Source organism: Isoptericola variabilis 225 (assembly GCF_000215105.1).
In the GTDB taxonomy this organism is placed as follows: Bacteria; Actinomycetota; Actinomycetes; order Actinomycetales; family Cellulomonadaceae; genus Isoptericola; species Isoptericola variabilis_A.
This window is the reverse complement of the sequence record NC_015588.1, coordinates 467,954-484,272: the sequence shown is the minus strand read 5'-3', so window position 1 is coordinate 484,272 and position 16,319 is coordinate 467,954. Positions and strand designations below refer to the sequence as shown.

Sequence of the window (16,319 nt, the reverse complement as noted above, 5' to 3'; positions counted from 1 at the left end):
TGGTCCGGCCCGGCCTGACCATCCTCGGCCGTCGGGCGTCGAAACTTTCGGCTTTGAAAACGTTTCCGACGTGGGGACACTAGGACGTGGATCACACGGCGGTCAAGTGCCAACGGCATCACAGTCTGATGACAGGTCTCCGTGATGTCGCGCGAAGGACGTCGCACTGCGTCGCGAAGCAGCGTCGCCGCCACGGATGAAAACGTACGCACCGTCCGCCGGAAGGTGCCCGCCTGGTGTACCTTCATATCGAAAGTTGCGAGACGGCGACGACGCCGGCCCGCCTGACAGACAGCCCCTCGACGAGAAGGCCCGATGGCCCAGCCCACCTCAGCGACCGCGCACGGCGCGGTGCCGACGATCGCGCAGATCGCGCGCGAGGTCGGCGTGTCCGTCCCCACGGTGTCCAAGGTGCTCAACGGCCGCAGCGACGTCGCACCGGCGACGCGCGCCCGCGTCGAGGAGGCCCTGACCCGGCACCGCTACCGCCGGCGACGCCAGGCCGCGCCGACGCAGGGTGCGGGGCTCGTGGACCTCGTGTTCCACCGCCTGGGCTCGACGTGGTCGATGGAGATCATCCGCGGCGTGGAGCAGGCGGCCGCGGCGGCACGCACGAGCGTGATCCTGTCCGAGCTGGGCGGGGAGCACCGCCCGCCGCGCGCGTGGCTCGAGACGACGCTCGCCCGTCCTCCGGTCGGGGTGCTGCTCGTGGCGTCCCGGCTGACGCCGGCGCAGCAGAGCATGCTCGAGAGCCGGGCGATCCCGTTCGTCGTCATCGACACGGACGGCGAGCCGCCCGCGGACGTCCCGACCGTCGGGTCGGACAACTGGAACGGCGGCCTCGCCGCGACCCGCCACCTGCTCGAGCTGGGCCACCGGCGCATCGCGGCGATCTCGGGGCCGGCCGACATGCTGTGCAGCCGCGCGCGGGTCGACGGCTACCGCAGCGCGCTCGCCGAGGCCGGCGTCGCGTTCGACCCTGACCTGGTCCGGATCGGGAACTTCTACGTCGAGGCCGGGTACTCCGAGGGCCTCCGGCTCCTGTCCGCGCCCGACCGGCCGACCGGCATCTTCGCCGGCTCCGACATGCAGGCGCTCGGCGTCCTGCGCGCCGCCCTCGAGCTCGGGCTCCGCGTGCCCGACGACGTGTCGGTCGTCGGGTACGACGACCTGCCGCTCGCGCAGTGGACCGGCCCCGCGCTCACCACCGTGCGCCAGCCGCTGTCCGAGATGGGTGCGATCGCGACGCGCATGGTGCTCGAGCTCGCCGCCGGCGAGACCCCGCTCATGCGGCGCGTGAACCTGGCCACCGAGCTGGTCGTGCGCGAGTCGACCGCTCCCCCGCCGAGGTAGCGCCCCACCCGGCGAGGTAGCGCCCCACCCCGCGAGGTAGCGCCCCACCCCGCGAGGTAGCGCACGAGCGCGCGACGTAGCGCGCGACGGCGGCCCCGGACGCCGCCGCCGCGCGCTACCTCGACGCACAACGCGCTACCTCGACGCAGAACGCGCTACCTCGCGCCGCGCAGCGCTACCTCGCCGGATCGTGCGCTACCTCGCGGGGGGTGTCAGCGCTGGACGCGCGCGCTGCCGCCCTTGGCGAGCTTGGCGACCTCGGCGAGCGTCGCCATCGTGGTGTCGCCCGGCGTCGTCATGGCGAGCGCGCCGTGCGCGGCGCCGTACTCGACGGCCTCCTGCAGCGAGCCGAGCTCCATGAGCCCGTACGCCAGGCCCGAGGCGAAGGAGTCGCCGCCGCCGACGCGGTCGAAGATCTCCAGGTCCGGGCGGTGCGTCGACTCGACGAAGCCCTCGGCGCGCGACCACGCGATCGCGCCCCAGTCGTTGCGCGACGCCGAGCGCACACCGCGCAGCGTCGTCGCGATGACCTGGAAGTTGGCGTACTCCTCCGAGGCGGTCTTGATCATCGACCGGAACGCGGCCGTGTCGAGGTCGGTGAGGTTCTCGTCGACGCCCTCGACCTCGAAGCCGAGCGACGCGGTGAAGTCCTCCTCGTTGCCGATCATGACGTCGACGTGCCGGGCGAGGCGGCGGTTGACCTCGCGCGCCCGCTCGACGCCGCCGATGCCCTTCCACAGCGACGGGCGGTAGTTGAGGTCGTAGGACACGATCGTGCCGTGGCGCCGGGCCGCGGACATGGCCGCCTCGGCGACCTCGGCCGTCGACTCCGACAGGGCCGCGAAGATGCCGCCCGTGTGGAACCAGCGCACGCCCGAGCCGAAGAGCGCGTCCCAGTCGACGTCGCCGGGCTGCATCTGCGCGATCGCGGTGTTGCCGCGGTCGCTCACGCCCACCGCGCCGCGCACGCCGAAGCCGCGCTCGGTGAAGTTGAGGCCGTTGCGCACGGAGCGGCCGATGCCGTCGTACTCGCGCCACCGGACCCAGGACGTGTCGAGCCCGCCGGTGAGCATCAAGTCCTCGACGAGGCGGCCGACCTCGTTGTCCGCGAGCGCCGTGACGATCGCGCCGCGCAGGCCGAAGCAGCGCCGCAGGCCGCGGGCGACGTTGTACTCGCCGCCGCCCTCCCAGACGTCGAACGTCCGGGCGGTGCGGATGCGCCGGTCGCCCGGGTCGAGGCGGAGCATGACCTCGCCGAGCGCGACGACGTCGTAGCGGCACTCGGCGGCAGGGCGGACGGTCAGGGACGGGCTGCTCATCGGACGGTCTCCTTCTGGGTGAGGTCGACGGCCTCGCGCGTGCGGCGGGTGATCTCGTCCCAGTCGTCCGCGGCGACGAGGGACTTGTCCACCATCCAGGAGCCGCCGACGGCCAGCACGGGCTTCAGCGCGAGGTACTCGGGCAGGTTGGCGGCGCTCACGCCGCCGGTGGGCACGAACCGCAGCTGCGGAAACGGCGCCGCGAAGGCCTTGATCGCGGCCGGGCCGCCGACCACGGACGCCGGGAAGAGCTTGACGGTCTCGATGCCGAGGTCGAGCGCGGCCATGATCTCGGTCGGCGTCGCGACGCCGGGCAGCACGGGGACGCCGTGCTCCTGCGCGCGGCGGACCACGGCCTCGGAGAGCCCCGGCGACACGATGAACCGCGCGCCGGCGGCGACGACGTCGTCCACCTGCGCGGCGGTCGTGACGGTGCCGGCACCCACGACGACGTCGGGCTGGTTCGCGGCGACGGCGCGGATCGCGTCGAGCCCGCCGGCCGTGCGCAGCGTGATCTCGGCGACGGGCAGGCCGCCCGCGACGAGTGCGTCGGCGAGCCGCGCACCCTGCTCGGCGCCGTCGACCACGACGACGGGCACGAGCCGGTGGGCGGCGAGGGACTCGAGGACGGTGTCGGATGACATCGTGGCTCCGTTTCGCTATGGTGAACGCCGGTTGTTCAGAACGGAACGCACTCTAGCCCACGGAGGACCCGTGCCCCAAGCGCCCGGCAGCGCGGCAAGCCCGCTCGGCAGCGTCGACAAGGCGCTGCTCACGCTCGACGCGCTCGCGCGGGCCGGCGCGTCGGGCACCTCGCTCGCCGCGCTCGCCGCCGAGGTCGGCGCCAACAAGTCCACGCTGCACCGCACGCTCGCGGCGCTGCGGCACCGCGGCTACGCCGAGCAGGCCGACGACGGCACGTACCGCCTCGGGCCCGCCGTGCTCGCGCTCGGCACGACCTTCCTCGCCGAGGAGAACCTGCCCGCGCTGCTGCGCCCCGCGCTCGAGGCGCTGTGCGGCGCGGTCGACGAGCTCGTCCACCTCGGCGTCCTGGCGGGGCGCGAGGTCGTCTACCTCGACAAGGTCGAGCCGCAGCGGCCCGTGCGGGTGTGGTCCGCCGTCGGGCGCCGGAGGCCCGCCGCGACGACGGCGCTCGGACGAGCGCTGCTCGCCGCCGGCCCGCTCCGCGATGTGCCCGACGACGGAGCGCTCGCCGCGTTCGCCGGCTCCGACACGTCGGTCGAGCGGCTGCGCGAGGTGCTCGCCCGGGCCCGGTCGACCGGCGTCGCCGCCGAGACCGAGGAGAACGAGGCGGGCATCGCGTGCGTCGCGGTCGCGCTGCTGCGGGCGGGACGGCCCGTCGCCGCCGTGTCGATCACGGCGCCGGCCGAGCGGCTCGCGGGCGACGCCCGTGCGGCGCGCGTCGCCGCGCTCCGCGAGGTGCTACCGGCCCACCTGCCCGCCGGGCTGACGATCCCGTCGGCGTGAGCCACCGCCGTCGGGCACGATGGCACCTATGACAGTCCGGGGCACCCACAACCCGCTCGACGTCCTGTTCATCGGCGGCTCGGGCATCATCAGCTCGGCGTCCGTCGCCCGCGCGGTCGCCCGCGGTCACCGCGTCACGGTGCTCAACCGGGGCAGGTCGACCACGCGCCCGCTCCCGGACGAGGTCGAGACGCTCGTCGCGGACGTCACGGACGACGCGGCGGTCGACGCCGCGCTCGGCGGGCGCGAGTTCGACGTCGTCGCGCAGTTCCGCGCCTTCTCCCCCGAGCACGTGGCCCGCGACGTCGCCCGCTTCCTCGGGCGGACCGGCCAGTACGTGTTCATCTCGAGCGCCTCGGCATACCAGACGCCGCCGTCGCGCCTGCCCGTCACCGAGTCGACGCCGCTGCGCAACCCGTTCTGGCAGTACTCGCGCGACAAGATCGCGTGCGAGGACGTACTCGTGCGCGCGCACCGGGAGCACGGGTTCCCCGCGACGATCGTGCGGCCGTCGCACACCTACGACCGCACGCTCATCCCCACGACCGGCGGCTGGACCGACGTCGCCCGGATGCGGGCGGGCCGGCCCGTCGTCGTGCACGGCGACGGCACGAGCCTGTGGACGCTCACGCACACCGAGGACTTCGCCGTCGGGTTCGTCGGCCTGCTCGGCCACCCGCTCGCCGCCGGCGACACGTTCCAGATCATGGGCACGCACGCGCCCACGTGGGACCAGGTCTACACGTGGCTCGCGCACGCGGCGGGCGTCGACGAGCCCGAGCTGGTGCACGTCGCGTCCGAGACGATCGCGCGCGTGCTGCCCGGCGTCGGGCCCGGGCTGCTCGGCGACAAGGCGCACTCGATGGTCTTCGACTGCTCCAAGCTGCGCGCGCTCGTGCCCGAGTTCGGCACGACCATCACGTACGACGAGGCCGCGTTCGAGCAGGTCGCCTGGTACGACGCGCGCCCCGAGGCGCAGCGGGTCGACGCCGAGCTCGACGCGGGCTTCGACCGCCTGGTGGAGCACGCCCGCTCGCTGTGACCCGTAGCCTGCTCGGGTGACTCGCTCCCCCGCACCGCTCGTCCTGCTCGACCTCGACGGCACGCTCATGGACTCCGCGCCCGGCATCGTGGCGTCGGTCCGTCACGCGTACGACGCGCTCGGCCTGCCCGTGCCCGACGCCGCCACGCTGCGCTCGTTCGTCGGCCCGCCCATCACCGACTCGTTCCCGCGGCACGGCGTCCCGCCCGAGCTGCTGTCCGAGACGGTCCGCCAGTACCGCGCGGCGTTCACCGCGGGCGGCATGTACGACAACGCGGTGTTCGACGGCGTCCCGGACGCCCTGCGCACCCTGCGCGACGCCGGGTGCACGCTCGCGGTCGCGACGTCCAAGCCCGAGGTCTACGCCCGGCCCATCTGCGACCGGTTCGGCCTCACGCCGCTCGTGGACGACGTCTTCGGCGCGCCGCTCGACGAGGCTACCTCGACCAAGGCCGACGTCATCGCCAAGGCTCTCGCCTCGCTGGGCCGCGTCTCGCCCGTCGACGCCGCGGCCGACGGGCCCGTCCTCATGGTCGGCGACCGCGAGCACGACGTGCACGGCGCCGCCGCGCACGGCATCGGCTGCCTCGGCGTCACGTGGGGCTACGCCGCGCCCGGCGAGCTCGAGGCGGCCGGCGCCGTCGCGCTCGTCGACGACGTCGCGCACCTCGCCGACGCGGTGCTCGCCCGCCTCGCCTGACCGCGAGGCGCAACGACGAAGGCCCCGGACCCTGTGAGGAGGGTCCGGGGCCTTCGTGGCTCAGGTCAGCGTCACACGACTCACTCCGCGCCGGCCTGCATCTCGCCGGTCGGGGGCAGGTCGTGCACCGACACGCCGGTCGGCGCGTCGAGAGCGGCGGAGGCGCCGACGGCCACCGGCCCGCGCTCGTGCTCCTTCTTGGGCACGCCGCGGAACGTGAACTCGCCGAGGATGCCCTCGCCCTCGCCGTCGATGATCACGACCTCGCCGGCCTTGAGCTCGCCGAACAGGATCTTCTCGGACAGGGCGTCCTCGATCTCCCGCTGGATGGCGCGCTTGAGCGGACGGGCGCCGAGGACCGGGTCGTAGCCCTTCTCCGCGAGCAGGTGCTTCGCGGCGGGGGTGAGCTCGATGCCCATGTCCTTGTCGCGCAGGCGGCGGTCCAGCTTGGCGATCTCCAGGTCGACGATCTGGATGATCTCGTCCTGGGACAGCTGCGGGAACACCACCACGTCGTCGACGCGGTTGAGGAACTCGGGGCGGAAGTGCTGCTTGAGCTCCTCGTTGACCTTGGCCTTCATGCGCTCGTAGGAGGTCACCAGGTCGCCGCCGGCGTTGAAGCCGGTCTGGACGCCCTTGGCGATGTCCCGCGTGCCGAGGTTCGTGGTCATGATGATCACGGTGTTCTTGAAGTCCACCACGCGGCCCTGCGAGTCGGTCAGGCGACCGTCCTCGAGCACCTGCAGCAGCGTGTTGAAGATGTCCGCGTGCGCCTTCTCGACCTCGTCGAACAGGACGACCGAGAACGGACGGCGGCGCACCTTCTCCGTGAGCTGACCACCCTCGTCGTAGCCGACGTACCCGGGCGGGGAGCCGAACAGGCGCGAGACCGTGTGCTTCTCCGAGAACTCGGACATGTCGAGCTGGATGAGCGCGTCCTCGTCGCCGAAGAGGAACTCGGCGAGCGCCTTGGCGAGCTCGGTCTTCCCGACGCCGGTGGGGCCGGCGAAGATGAACGAGCCACCGGGGCGCTTCGGGTCCTTGAGGCCCGCACGCGTGCGGCGGATCGCCTGCGAGAGCGCCTTGATCGCCTGCTCCTGGCCGACGACCCGCTTGTGCAGCTCGTCCTCCATGTGCAGCAGGCGGCTGGACTCCTCCTCGGTGAGCTTGACGACCGGGATGCCGGTCGACATCGCCAGCACCTCGGCGATGAGCTCCTCGTCGACCTCCGCGACGGAGTCGAGGTCGCCCGACTTCCAGGCCTTCTCCTTGTCGGCGCGCTTCTGCGTGAGCTGCTTCTCCTTGTCACGCAGGCCGGCGGCCTTCTCGAAGTCCTGCTCGTCGATCGCCGACTCCTTCTCCCGGCGGGCCTCGGCGATCTCCTCGTCGAGGACCTTGAGCTCGGGCGGAGCGGTCATGCGGCGGATGCGCAGGCGCGCGCCCGCCTCGTCGATGAGGTCGATCGCCTTGTCCGGCAGGTACCGGTCGTTGATGTACCGGTCGGCGAGCGTGGCCGCGGACACCAGCGCGCTGTCCGTGATGGACACGCGGTGGTGCGCCTCGTACCGGTCGCGCAGGCCCTTGAGGATCTCGATCGCGTGCTCGAGCGACGGCTCAGCGACCTGGATCGGCTGGAAGCGGCGCTCCAGGGCCGGGTCCTTCTCGACGTACTTGCGGTACTCGTCGAGCGTCGTGGCGCCGATCGTCTGGAGCTCGCCGCGCGCGAGCATCGGCTTGAGGATGCTCGCGGCGTCGATCGCGCCCTCGGCGGCACCCGCACCGACGAGCGTGTGGATCTCGTCGATGAACAGGATGATGTCGCCGCGGGTGCGGATCTCCTTGAGCACCTTCTTCAGGCGCTCCTCGAAGTCACCGCGGTAGCGCGAGCCGGCCACGAGCGCGCCCAGGTCCAGCGTGTAGAGCTGCTTGTCCTTGAGCGTCTCGGGCACGTCGCCGCGCACGATGTCCTGGGCCAGGCCCTCGACGACGGCCGTCTTGCCGACGCCGGGCTCGCCGATGAGGACGGGGTTGTTCTTGGTGCGGCGCGACAGCACCTGCATGACCCGCTCGATCTCGGTCGTGCGACCGATGACCGGGTCGAGCTTGCCCTCGCGGGCGGCCTGCGTCAGGTTGCGGCCGAACTGGTCCAGGACGGCCGAGCCGGACGGCTGGCCCTCCTGGGGGCCGCCGGTCGCGACGGGCTCCTTGCCCTGGTACCCGCTCAGCAGCTGGATGACCTGCTGGCGCACCTTGTTGAGGTCGGCACCCATCTTGGTGAGCACCTGCGCCGCGACGCCCTCGCCCTCGCGGATGAGGCCGAGCAGGATGTGCTCCGTGCCGATGTAGTTGTGGCCCAGCTGCAGCGCCTCGCGGAGCGAGAGCTCCAGCACCTTCTTGGCGCGCGGCGTGAACGGGATGTGCCCGCTCGGCGCCTGCTGGCCCTCACCGATGATCTCGGTGACCTGCGTGCGCACGCCGTCGAGCGAGATGCCCAGCGACTCCAGCGCCTTGGCGGCGACGCCCTCACCCTCGTGGATGAGACCGAGCAGGATGTGCTCGGTGCCGATGTAGTTGTGGTTGAGCATCCTCGCCTCTTCTTGAGCGAGGACGACCACCCGACGGGCTCGGTCCGTGAATCTCTCGAACATGTGCTGCTCCCTCACGAGCGGCGTTTCCTGCTCCCCGTCGGATTCTTCGACGGCTACAGCCTGACCGCTACGACTCTATGCGTTCCCAACCCGGCTCCCCGCCCGGGGATGCCCATGTTCGCCAGGGGCGTGACGGCGCGTCCCCTTTGCAGCGACGCGGGGCCGGGGGCACGCTCGGTCACAGGACGTCGGCGACGTCGGGCACCGCACAGGGAGGACCGATGGACGAGACCGAGCCGCGGCAAGGCCGCTGGGAACCCGAGGACGCGCGCATGTCGCGCTTCTCCGGCCTCGTCGGCGAGGTCGACGACCCGCTCACGTGGGGTCTCGACCTCGAGGAGGAGGCCGTCACGGGGCACGACGACGCGCACGACCCGACGTGCGAGCGCTTCCTGCGGGCGTACCGCACCTTCGCGGGCGAGTCGCTCGAGGTCGAGACGCTGCGCGCCGCCGCGGCCGACGACGTCGTCGAGGACGTGGTGCGCGCGGCCGCCAGCGGGGCGCTCGCCGCGCCGCTGCACGCCGACATCGCCGCCCCGGTCGAGCCGGACGGCGAGGGCGGCGCCCGGCCGCTGCCGGACTTCGCCGACGAGTACCAGGACTACCGCAGCGCGATGCGCGCGATCGTCGCCGAGGTCGACCGGGTGCCGCTCGAGCGGACGCGCTTCGCCGTCGACGGGACGGATGCCGCGTGCGCGCGCGTCACCGTGCGCGACGTCGCGGCCGTCTACGTGCCGACGGGCGACCGGGCGCTCGTCATCACCGGGCCGGCCGACCTCGTGGACCGGGTCGACGTCGTCACGCGCCCGATCCGGCCGCAGCTCCAGGACGACGAGCGCGGGTCGCGCCGGTAGCCCGCGCGCGGCCGGCCCTGCCGGACCGCGCGGGCCGCCGTATGCTGCGGCCATGCGCGGCATCGTGGTGGGCGTCAAGGGATCCGTCGAGTCGGACGAGGCCCTCGACTGGGCCCTGGCGGAGGCCGCGTCGCGGCAGGTGCCGCTCACGGCCGCGCTCGCCGTCGCGAGCGACGACCCCGAGGAGCTCGAGCGCCGGCGCGCGGTCGTCCAGGACGTCCTCGACCGCGCCCGCGAGCGCACCGGCTCGACGATCGAGGCGTCGGCCGAGGTCGTGCACGGCCCGGCCGCGGACGCGCTGCTGGAGGCGAGCGCCGACGCCGACATGCTCGTCCTCGGACGGCGGGACCGCGGCCGCCTGGGCCGGCTCGTCCTGGGCTCGGTCTCCTCGCGCATCGTCGAGCACGCGACCGTCCCCGTGACGGTGGTGCGGCACCACGACACGCCGGGCGAGGAAGACGCGCCGCACGAGTCCGAGGGACCGGCGACCGTCGTCGCGGGCGTCGACACCTCGCCGCCGAGCGTCGCCGCGCTGCGACACGCCGGGGAGGTCGCGGCCCGCACGGGCGCGGTGCTCGAGGCCGTGTTCGCGTGGCAGATCACGACGCTCGCCCCGCTGCCCGGCTCGTGGGGCTGGGCGCCCCCGCTCGACGACTACGAGCGGTTCGCGCGCGAGTGCCTCGCGGCGGCCGTCGAGCGCTCGGGCGTCGACCTGCCCGAGGAGCGGCTGCGGCAGCGCGTCGAGCACGGCGCCCCCGCGCGCGTGCTGCTCGAGGCCTCCCGCACCGCAGAGCGGCTCGTCGTCGGCGCCCGCGGGCTCGGCGGCTTCGAGCGTCTCGTGCTCGGCTCGGTGAGCCGCCAGGCGCTCGACTACGCGAGCTGTCCGGTCACCGTCGTCCGCCGCTGAGCGCTCCCGTCGGCGTTCACGCCGGCACGACGACGAGCCCCAGGTTCTCGACGAGCACGGCGGCCTGGTCGGGGTCGACCGCGGCGCCGTCGAGCAGGGCGGCCCTCGGGTCGAGCGCCGTCAGGTCGCTGCCGCGCAGGTCGGCACCGCGCAGGTCGGGGTGCCCGAGCTCGGCACCCGACAGGTCGAGGCCCACCAGGACGGCGTCGCGCGCCCGGACCTCGGTGAGGTCGGCCTCGCGCAGGCGCGCGCCCTCGATGCGCACCCCGCCCAGGTCGGCGCGGCGCAGCGTCACGAACGACCAGTCGCCCCGCTCGACGCGCACGAGGTCGAAGCGGCAGTCGTCGAACGTCGACCCGACGAGCTTGCACCGCTCGAACGCGGCGTCGAAGAGCACGCACCGCTGGAAGCGGCAGCCGGTGAAGGCGCACTCGGTCCACGCCGAGGCGTTGAACCGCACGCCGCGGAACGTGCACCCGGAGAACGTCGCTCCCGTCGCCCGCGCCTCGGTCAGGTCGACGTCGACGAGCTCGACCCCCTCCAGCACCTCGCCCGAGAGATCCCGGCCGTACCAGTCCTCGTCCCGCACGCTGCGCGCCGGCCCGTCAGGTCCCATGCCGCCGCACGCTACGCCCGCCCGCCGACATCCCGACCGGCGCGGGCGCGGACCCGGCAGACTTGTCGCCATGACGACCACCCGCCCCGCCGGCCTGCTGCTCACGCCCGGCGCGGGCGCGACCCGTGAGCACCGGGCGCTCGTCGCGGTCGAGCGCGCGCTCGACGAGCTCGAGCCGCCGCTGCGCACCCGGCGCGTGGACTTCCCGTACCGGCTCGCCGGCCGCCGGATGCCCGACCGCCCGCCCGTCGCGATCGCGCACGTGCGGTCGGAGGCCGAGCGGTTCGCGGCCGAGCTGGGCGTCGGGACGGAGCGCCTGCTGCTGGGCGGCCGCTCCTACGGCGGCCGCATGTGCTCCATGGCGGTGGCCGAGGGCCTGCCCGCGGCGGGGCTCGTGCTGCTCAGCTACCCCCTCCACCCGCCGGGCAGGCCGGACCGGCTCCGGGTCGAGCACCTGCCTCGGCTCGACGTGCCGGTGCTGCTCGTCTCGGGCGACCGCGACCCCTTCGGCAGCCCCGAGGAGCTCGCCGAGCACACTGCGGCGATCCCCGGGCCCGTCACCCACGTCACGCTGCCCGGCGCGCACGACCTCAGGGGTCGCGACGCCGAGGTCGCGGCCGCCGTGGCGCGGTGGGTCGAGGCTCTCTGACCGCCCCGGCGGACGGTGCCGGCGTCGCCGAGGCGTCCCCTACGATGTGTGCGCCCGCGCCGGTCCGCGGGTCCCGACGTCGAGGAAGGCCGTCCGTGCGTCTGCTGCGCCCCGTGACCCGCGCCGTGTGCGTGGTGGGCCTCGCGTCGGCGGCGGCTCTCGCGCCGGCCGCGGCCTCGGCGCCGGCGGTCGCGGCGGACCCGTCGGACGCGCTCTCGGTGACCGTGGCGGGCGTGAGCTTCGGCCCCGACCGGGCCGTGGTCGGCGCGAACGTCACGTACCGGCTGCGCAGCCTCGACGGCTCGTCCACGGAGAACCTGCGCGTCAAGGTCGACGCCGCGACGTCGGCCGCGGGCTTCGTCACGTTCGCGGGCGCGGCCGCCGCGATGCCGTCCGGCTACTGCGTCGCGTACGTCAACGTGCCGGGCGTGGGCGAGTGGTCGGAGGGCGCGGGCGGACGCACCTGCACCGCGCCGCCGCCGTCGAGCCCCGAGCCCCCGCCCGCGGCGCGTCCGACGACGCCCGCGGCGAGCGCCGCGCCGTCGCGCGACGCCGAGCCCTCGCCCAGCCCGACGAGCGCGCGCCCGTCGCCGAGCCCCAGCCCGTCGCCGAGCCCGAGCCCCAGCCCCGAGACCAGCCCGTCGCCGTCGGCCGGGGCCGCGCACGCCGAGCTCGCGCAGCAGGGCCGCAGCCTGGCGGAGTCGTTCTCGGGCGAGCTGCCCGAGCTCTCGGTCCGCACCGAGCGGGACCGCGTCGCAGAGGTGTGGCCGGGTGTCGGGATCGTGGCGGGCTCGATCGCCGTGCTCGGCGGCGGCGCGGCCGTGTGGTGGGGCCGGCGGCCCCGCGACTGAGCCGCTCAGCGGCCGCCCGCGGGCTGGTCCGGGTACTCCGCCGGGACCTTGTCGAGCTCGATCGCGAGCTCCCGCCGGCCCGCCAGGACGTGCGCGCGCTCCTCGTCGCGCTGGCGCAGCGCGTCGGCCTGCAGCTCGGGCGACAGGTGGTCCCAGTAGAGCGTGCCGTCGAGGTGCTCAGCCTCGTGGATGAAGCAGCGCGCGAGGTACCCCGTGGCCGTGAGCTGCACCGGTCCCCCGTGCTGGTCGACGCCGCGGATCGTCGCGGCGCCGGGGCGTTCGAGCGGCTCGTACGCGCCGGGCACCGACAGGCAGCCCTCGTCCTCCGTCTCGGGCGACGCCTCGGCGTCGACCTCGAGCTCCGGGTTGACGACGTGGCCCACGTGCCGGTCGCCGTGCTCGTCCGTGAGGTCGTAGACGAAGACGCGCAGGTCCACCCCGACCTGCGGGGCCGCGAGCCCGACGCCCTCCGCGACCTCCATCGTCGCGAACATGTCGTCGATGAGCCGGGCGAGCTCGGGCGTCGAGAACTCGGTGACCGTGCGTGCGGGCGTGTGGAGCACGGGCTCGCCGATCTCCGTGATGCGCAGGACGCGGCCGCGCCGGACCTCGGGCGCCTGCGCGGGGTACGGGTCGGCCGGCTCGCCCAGGAGGTACGTGACGGGCCGGCGGCGTCCGAAGCTCCATGCCATGCGGTCGAGCCTACCGGCGCGCTCGCCGCCCACGGGTGCCCGACCGCGGTGCTCGCCCCGTGCGGCGAGCACGGGCCGCGCACGCGATCCTGTCCGCAGGAGGTGACCGCCCGTGGCCCCGAGCCCGCAGCCGAACCGCAGCACGCCCGAGCGCCCCGGCGCCCTGCGTCCCGTGGCTCGAGGCCGAGCTCGGCGCGGTGCGGCCGCGCGTCGTCGTCGCGATGGGGTCGACGGCCGCGCGCGCGGTGCTCGGCCGTGCCGTCCGGGTCGGCGAGCTGCGCGGCCAGGTCCTCGACCCGCCCGACGCCGACGGTGCCGCGCACGGGGCGGGCGCCGTCGTCGTGACGACGCACCCGTCCGCGCTGCTGCGCCTGCGCGACCGGTCGGGGTGGGACGAGGCCTTCGACGGCCTGGTCGCCGACCTGCGCACCGCGGCCGACGCGGCACGCTGAGCTCCGCGCCGGGGGCCCGCCGTCGAGCCCGCCGTCGTAGCAGGACGTCATACCGCGGGCGGACGCGCGCCGCGGAGGATCCGCTCCAGGTCCGACGCGCGCGGCACCGTCCGGCGGCGAGGCTGCCACCATGACGCCGATCCTGTCCGCCCGGAACCTGACCCTGCGCTACCCCGGCGGTACCGCGCCCGCGCTCGATGCCGTCGACCTCGACGTCGCACCCGGGGAGTCCGTCGCGATCATGGGCGCGTCCGGCTCGGGCAAGACCACGCTGCTGCACTGCCTCGCCGGAATCCTGCGCCCGACCGGCGGCTCGGTGACGTTCGCGTCCGGGGCTGGCCTGGTGCACGTCGAGTCGCTCGACGACGACGGTCGCGCGCGGCTGCGGCGCGAGGAGCTGGGGTTCGTGTTCCAGCAGGGACTGCTGCTCGACGAGCTGAGCGCGCTCGAGAACGTCGCGGTCGCGCGCATGCTCGCCGGCGTGCCGCGCGCGCAGGCCGAGGCGGAGGCCGCGCGGTGGCTCGCCCACCTCGGCCTCGCCGGGCTGGAGCAGCGCCGGCTCGGCGAGCTCTCGGGCGGGCAGGCGCAGCGCGTCGCGATCGCCCGGGCGCAGGTCGGCGGCGCCCGGCTGCTCTTCGCGGACGAGCCCACGGGTGCGCTCGACTCCGCGACGTCGGCCGAGGTGCTCGACCTCCTGCTCGACGCCGTGCGGGAGGGCCGCACGTTGGTCGTCGTGACCCACGACCCCGACGTCGCCGCGCGCTGCGCCCGCACCGTGGTGCTGCGCGACGGCCGCGTCGTCTCGGACACCGCGCGCGAGCACGCCGCCGACCGCGCATCCGTTACCGGAGGCGCACGGTGAGCGGCGTGGCGACGGCGCTGCGCCTCGCCCCGGTGTTCGCGCGGCGGCGCGACGGCGACCGGACGTCCGCGCTCCTGCCCGTGGTGTCGTTCACGGTCGTCACCGCGCTCGTGCTGGTCGTCGCGGGCGGCGCACAGGCGTTCTTCCGGTGGGACGACGACCTCGCCGGCACCTACCAGGTGCTCGCCGTGATCGCGCTCGTGCTGCTGCTCGTCCCCCTGGCGAGCGTCGGCGCGGCGGCGGCGCGCCTGGCCGCCCGACGGCGCGACGGGCGCCTCGCGTCCCTGCGGCTCCTCGGCGCCACGACGGGCACCGTCACCGCGCTCACCGTGCTCGAGGCCGCGGCGACCGCGCTGGCCGGTGCCGTGCTCGGGTGGGCGCTGTACGGCACGACGGCGCCGCTGGTCGGCCTGCTGCACTTCCGCGGCGAGGCGCTCGGCGCGCAGGTGTGGGTGCCGTGGTGGTGGCTGCCGCTGGCGGCGCTCGCGGTGACCCTGCTCGCGGCCGCGAGCGCCCTGGCCGGGCTGCGCGCCGTCGTCGTGACGCCGCTGGGCGTGCGGATGCGGCAGCGCGCCGGCCGCGCGCACTGGGTGCGGGTCGTCGTGGCGCTCGGCGCGCTCGCGGTCGGCTCGGTGCTGCTCCAGGTCCTCGGTGCGCTCGGCTCGGTCGGCGGCTTCGTCGTCGTGGTGGCGGGGATGGCGGTCGCGTTCGGTCTCGGGCTGCTGGCGCTCGACGCCGTCGGGCCGTGGGTGGTGCGCAGGCGGGCGCGTCGGGCGCACCGGAAGGCCACGACCGTGCCGGCCCTGCTCGCCGCGCGCAGCGTCCTCGAGGACCCGAAGGCGGCGTGGCGTCAGGTGAGCGGCGTGGCGATGACGAGCTTCGTCGGGGTGTTCGGCGCGGTCGGTCTGGCGATGTCCCGGGCGATGGACCAGGACACGCTGAGCGCCGACGAGCGCTGGCTGATGCAGGACGTGTCCCCGGGTGTGCTCGTGACGGTGGCGGGCTCCTTCCTCATGGTCGCGTGCTCGGTGGGCATCACGCAGGCCGCGGCGACGCTCGACCGCGCGGCGGTGCACGTGTCGCTCGACCGCCTCGGCGTGCCGCGCGAGGTCATGACCGAGGCGTCGCGGCGGGCGGTCATGTCGGCGCTGTGGGTGGTGGCCGGCGGGTCGGCCCTGTGCGCGGCCCTGCTGCTGCTCCCGCTCGTGGGTGTCGCCGTGTTCATGGAGCCCGTCGCGGTCGCGACGGCGGCCACGGTGTTCGCCGTCGGCTTCCTGGCGGTGCGGGGCGCCGCGGCCGTGAGCGCGCGGCTCGTGCCCGGGATCCTCGCGCGGCCCGAGCGCGTGCTGTGAGCGGTGGCCCGCGCGTGCGGGGCCCCGGCGGCCTGCCTACGGTCGAGGAGCACGGCGCCGACGGCGCGTTCCCCTCCGAGAGGACGACCATGACGGACGACCGGACGAACGAGACCACCCGCGACGAGCTGCCGCTGCCCGACTACGACCACCTTCCCGTCGGGACCCTGGCGCACCGGATCCGCTCGCTCGACGCGGACGCGCTGGGGAAGGTCCTCGCGTACGAGCGCGCGCACGGCGACCGGATGCCCGTGGTCACCGTGCTCGAGCAGCGCCTCGAGGAGCTCCGCGGTGGGGCCGAGCCCTCGGGCGGTGACGCCGGCGGCCCCACGCCGCAGCAGGCGCCGCCGTCCGGCGGCAGCAAGGCGTCGCCGCAGACCGCCGCCGAGCCCGGCGGGCCCGAGTGGTTCGCCGGCAACAGCTCGCAGCCCCGCGGCTGAGCCGGACCGAGGACCGGGCGACCGAGGATCGCCGGCCGACCGCGGACGCTCAGCGTCCGCGGCCGTCGCTCTTCGCCCCGCCCTGCGCGGGCTT

General features: G+C 74.9%; 17 protein-coding genes. 12 read left to right on the top strand and 5 right to left on the bottom strand.

The genetic code is table 11. The features are described from left to right. Positions 1-315: 315 nt before the first annotated feature. Positions 316-1,353 carry a LacI family DNA-binding transcriptional regulator gene (locus tag ISOVA_RS02300; protein WP_013837648.1) on the top strand — a complete coding sequence of 346 codons (1,038 nt, stop codon included), beginning with the start codon at positions 316-318 and terminating at the stop codon, positions 1,351-1,353. Positions 1,354-1,565: 212 nt separating this feature from the next. On the opposite strand, the gene ISOVA_RS02295 is transcribed toward ISOVA_RS02300, so the two are convergent. Both ISOVA_RS02295 and ISOVA_RS02290 read right to left on the bottom strand, forming a co-directional pair. Next, positions 1,566-2,672 (bottom strand): sugar kinase, encoded by a 1,107-nt coding sequence (locus ISOVA_RS02295; RefSeq protein ID WP_013837647.1) that lies wholly within the window; start codon positions 2,670-2,672, stop codon positions 1,566-1,568. Further along, complete coding sequence (locus ISOVA_RS02290; RefSeq protein WP_013837646.1) at positions 2,669-3,316, bottom strand: bifunctional 4-hydroxy-2-oxoglutarate aldolase/2-dehydro-3-deoxy-phosphogluconate aldolase; 648 nt, start codon at positions 3,314-3,316, stop codon at positions 2,669-2,671. Before ISOVA_RS02290 ends, ISOVA_RS02295 begins: the two co-directional genes overlap by 4 nt. Before the next feature lie 70 nt (positions 3,317-3,386). On the opposite strand from ISOVA_RS02290, the gene ISOVA_RS02285 reads away from it, so the two are divergent. Genes ISOVA_RS02285 through ISOVA_RS02275 form a run of 3 tightly spaced genes read left to right on the top strand, consistent with a single transcriptional unit; the run spans position 3,387 to position 5,902 of the window. Continuing rightward, positions 3,387-4,160: an IclR family transcriptional regulator gene (locus ISOVA_RS02285; RefSeq protein ID WP_013837645.1), complete on the top strand. Its 774-nt coding sequence runs from the start codon at positions 3,387-3,389 to the stop codon at positions 4,158-4,160. Positions 4,161-4,179: 19 nt separating this feature from the next. Then, complete coding sequence (locus ISOVA_RS02280) at positions 4,180-5,202, top strand: NAD-dependent epimerase/dehydratase family protein (protein ID WP_013837644.1); 1,023 nt, start codon at positions 4,180-4,182, stop codon at positions 5,200-5,202. Between the two features lie 16 nt (positions 5,203-5,218). Next, positions 5,219-5,902, top strand: a complete 684-nt coding sequence (locus ISOVA_RS02275; RefSeq protein ID WP_013837643.1) for an HAD hydrolase-like protein — start codon at positions 5,219-5,221, stop codon at positions 5,900-5,902. A gap of 80 nt (positions 5,903-5,982) precedes the next feature. Here ISOVA_RS02275 and ISOVA_RS02270 read toward each other — a convergent pair whose 3' ends face one another. Beyond that, entirely contained in the window at positions 5,983-8,550 is a 2,568-nt protein-coding gene (locus tag ISOVA_RS02270) for an ATP-dependent Clp protease ATP-binding subunit (protein ID WP_013837642.1), read from the bottom strand. A gap of 221 nt (positions 8,551-8,771) precedes the next feature. Here ISOVA_RS02270 and ISOVA_RS02265 point away from each other — a divergent pair, with 221 nt between their 5' ends. Further along, positions 8,772-9,404: a hypothetical protein gene (locus ISOVA_RS02265; protein ID WP_013837641.1), complete on the top strand. Its 633-nt coding sequence runs from the start codon at positions 8,772-8,774 to the stop codon at positions 9,402-9,404. 52 nt (positions 9,405-9,456) lie between these two features. After that, entirely contained in the window at positions 9,457-10,311 is an 855-nt protein-coding gene (locus ISOVA_RS02260; RefSeq protein ID WP_013837640.1) for a universal stress protein, read from the top strand. Positions 10,312-10,327: 16 nt separating this feature from the next. Here ISOVA_RS02260 and ISOVA_RS02255 read toward each other — a convergent pair whose 3' ends face one another. Then, complete coding sequence (locus ISOVA_RS02255; RefSeq protein ID WP_013837639.1) at positions 10,328-10,927, bottom strand: pentapeptide repeat-containing protein; 600 nt, start codon at positions 10,925-10,927, stop codon at positions 10,328-10,330. A 70-nt stretch (positions 10,928-10,997) separates the two neighbouring features. Here ISOVA_RS02255 and ISOVA_RS02250 point away from each other — a divergent pair, with 70 nt between their 5' ends. Continuing rightward, complete coding sequence (locus ISOVA_RS02250; protein WP_013837638.1) at positions 10,998-11,576, top strand: alpha/beta hydrolase family protein; 579 nt, start codon at positions 10,998-11,000, stop codon at positions 11,574-11,576. A 95-nt stretch (positions 11,577-11,671) separates the two neighbouring features. Continuing rightward, positions 11,672-12,427 carry a hypothetical protein gene (locus ISOVA_RS16665; RefSeq protein WP_013837637.1) on the top strand — a complete coding sequence of 252 codons (756 nt, stop codon included), beginning with the start codon at positions 11,672-11,674 and terminating at the stop codon, positions 12,425-12,427. Positions 12,428-12,432: 5 nt separating this feature from the next. On the opposite strand, the gene def is transcribed toward ISOVA_RS16665, so the two are convergent. Beyond that, positions 12,433-13,119 (bottom strand): peptide deformylase, encoded by a 687-nt coding sequence (gene def, locus ISOVA_RS02240; protein ID WP_013837636.1) that lies wholly within the window; start codon positions 13,117-13,119, stop codon positions 12,433-12,435. Between def and ISOVA_RS15885 the strand changes: the two genes are divergently transcribed. The 4 genes from ISOVA_RS15885 (at position 13,113) to ISOVA_RS02220 (ending at position 16,225) form a co-directional block, all read left to right on the top strand. Continuing rightward, positions 13,113-13,571: a uracil-DNA glycosylase family protein gene (locus ISOVA_RS15885; protein ID WP_081474793.1), complete on the top strand. Its 459-nt coding sequence runs from the start codon at positions 13,113-13,115 to the stop codon at positions 13,569-13,571. The genes def and ISOVA_RS15885 overlap by 7 nt on opposite strands. 130 nt (positions 13,572-13,701) lie before the next feature. Beyond that, entirely contained in the window at positions 13,702-14,433 is a 732-nt protein-coding gene (locus ISOVA_RS02230) for an ABC transporter ATP-binding protein (protein WP_013837634.1), read from the top strand. Between the two features lie 5 nt (positions 14,434-14,438). Next, on the top strand, positions 14,439-15,785 hold the full coding sequence (locus ISOVA_RS02225; protein ID WP_041295053.1) for an FtsX-like permease family protein: 1,347 nt from the start codon (positions 14,439-14,441) through the stop codon (positions 15,783-15,785). A gap of 89 nt (positions 15,786-15,874) precedes the next feature. Beyond that, positions 15,875-16,225, top strand: a complete 351-nt coding sequence (locus tag ISOVA_RS02220; RefSeq protein WP_041295052.1) for a DUF8129 domain-containing protein — start codon at positions 15,875-15,877, stop codon at positions 16,223-16,225. Positions 16,226-16,319 lie beyond the last annotated feature (94 nt).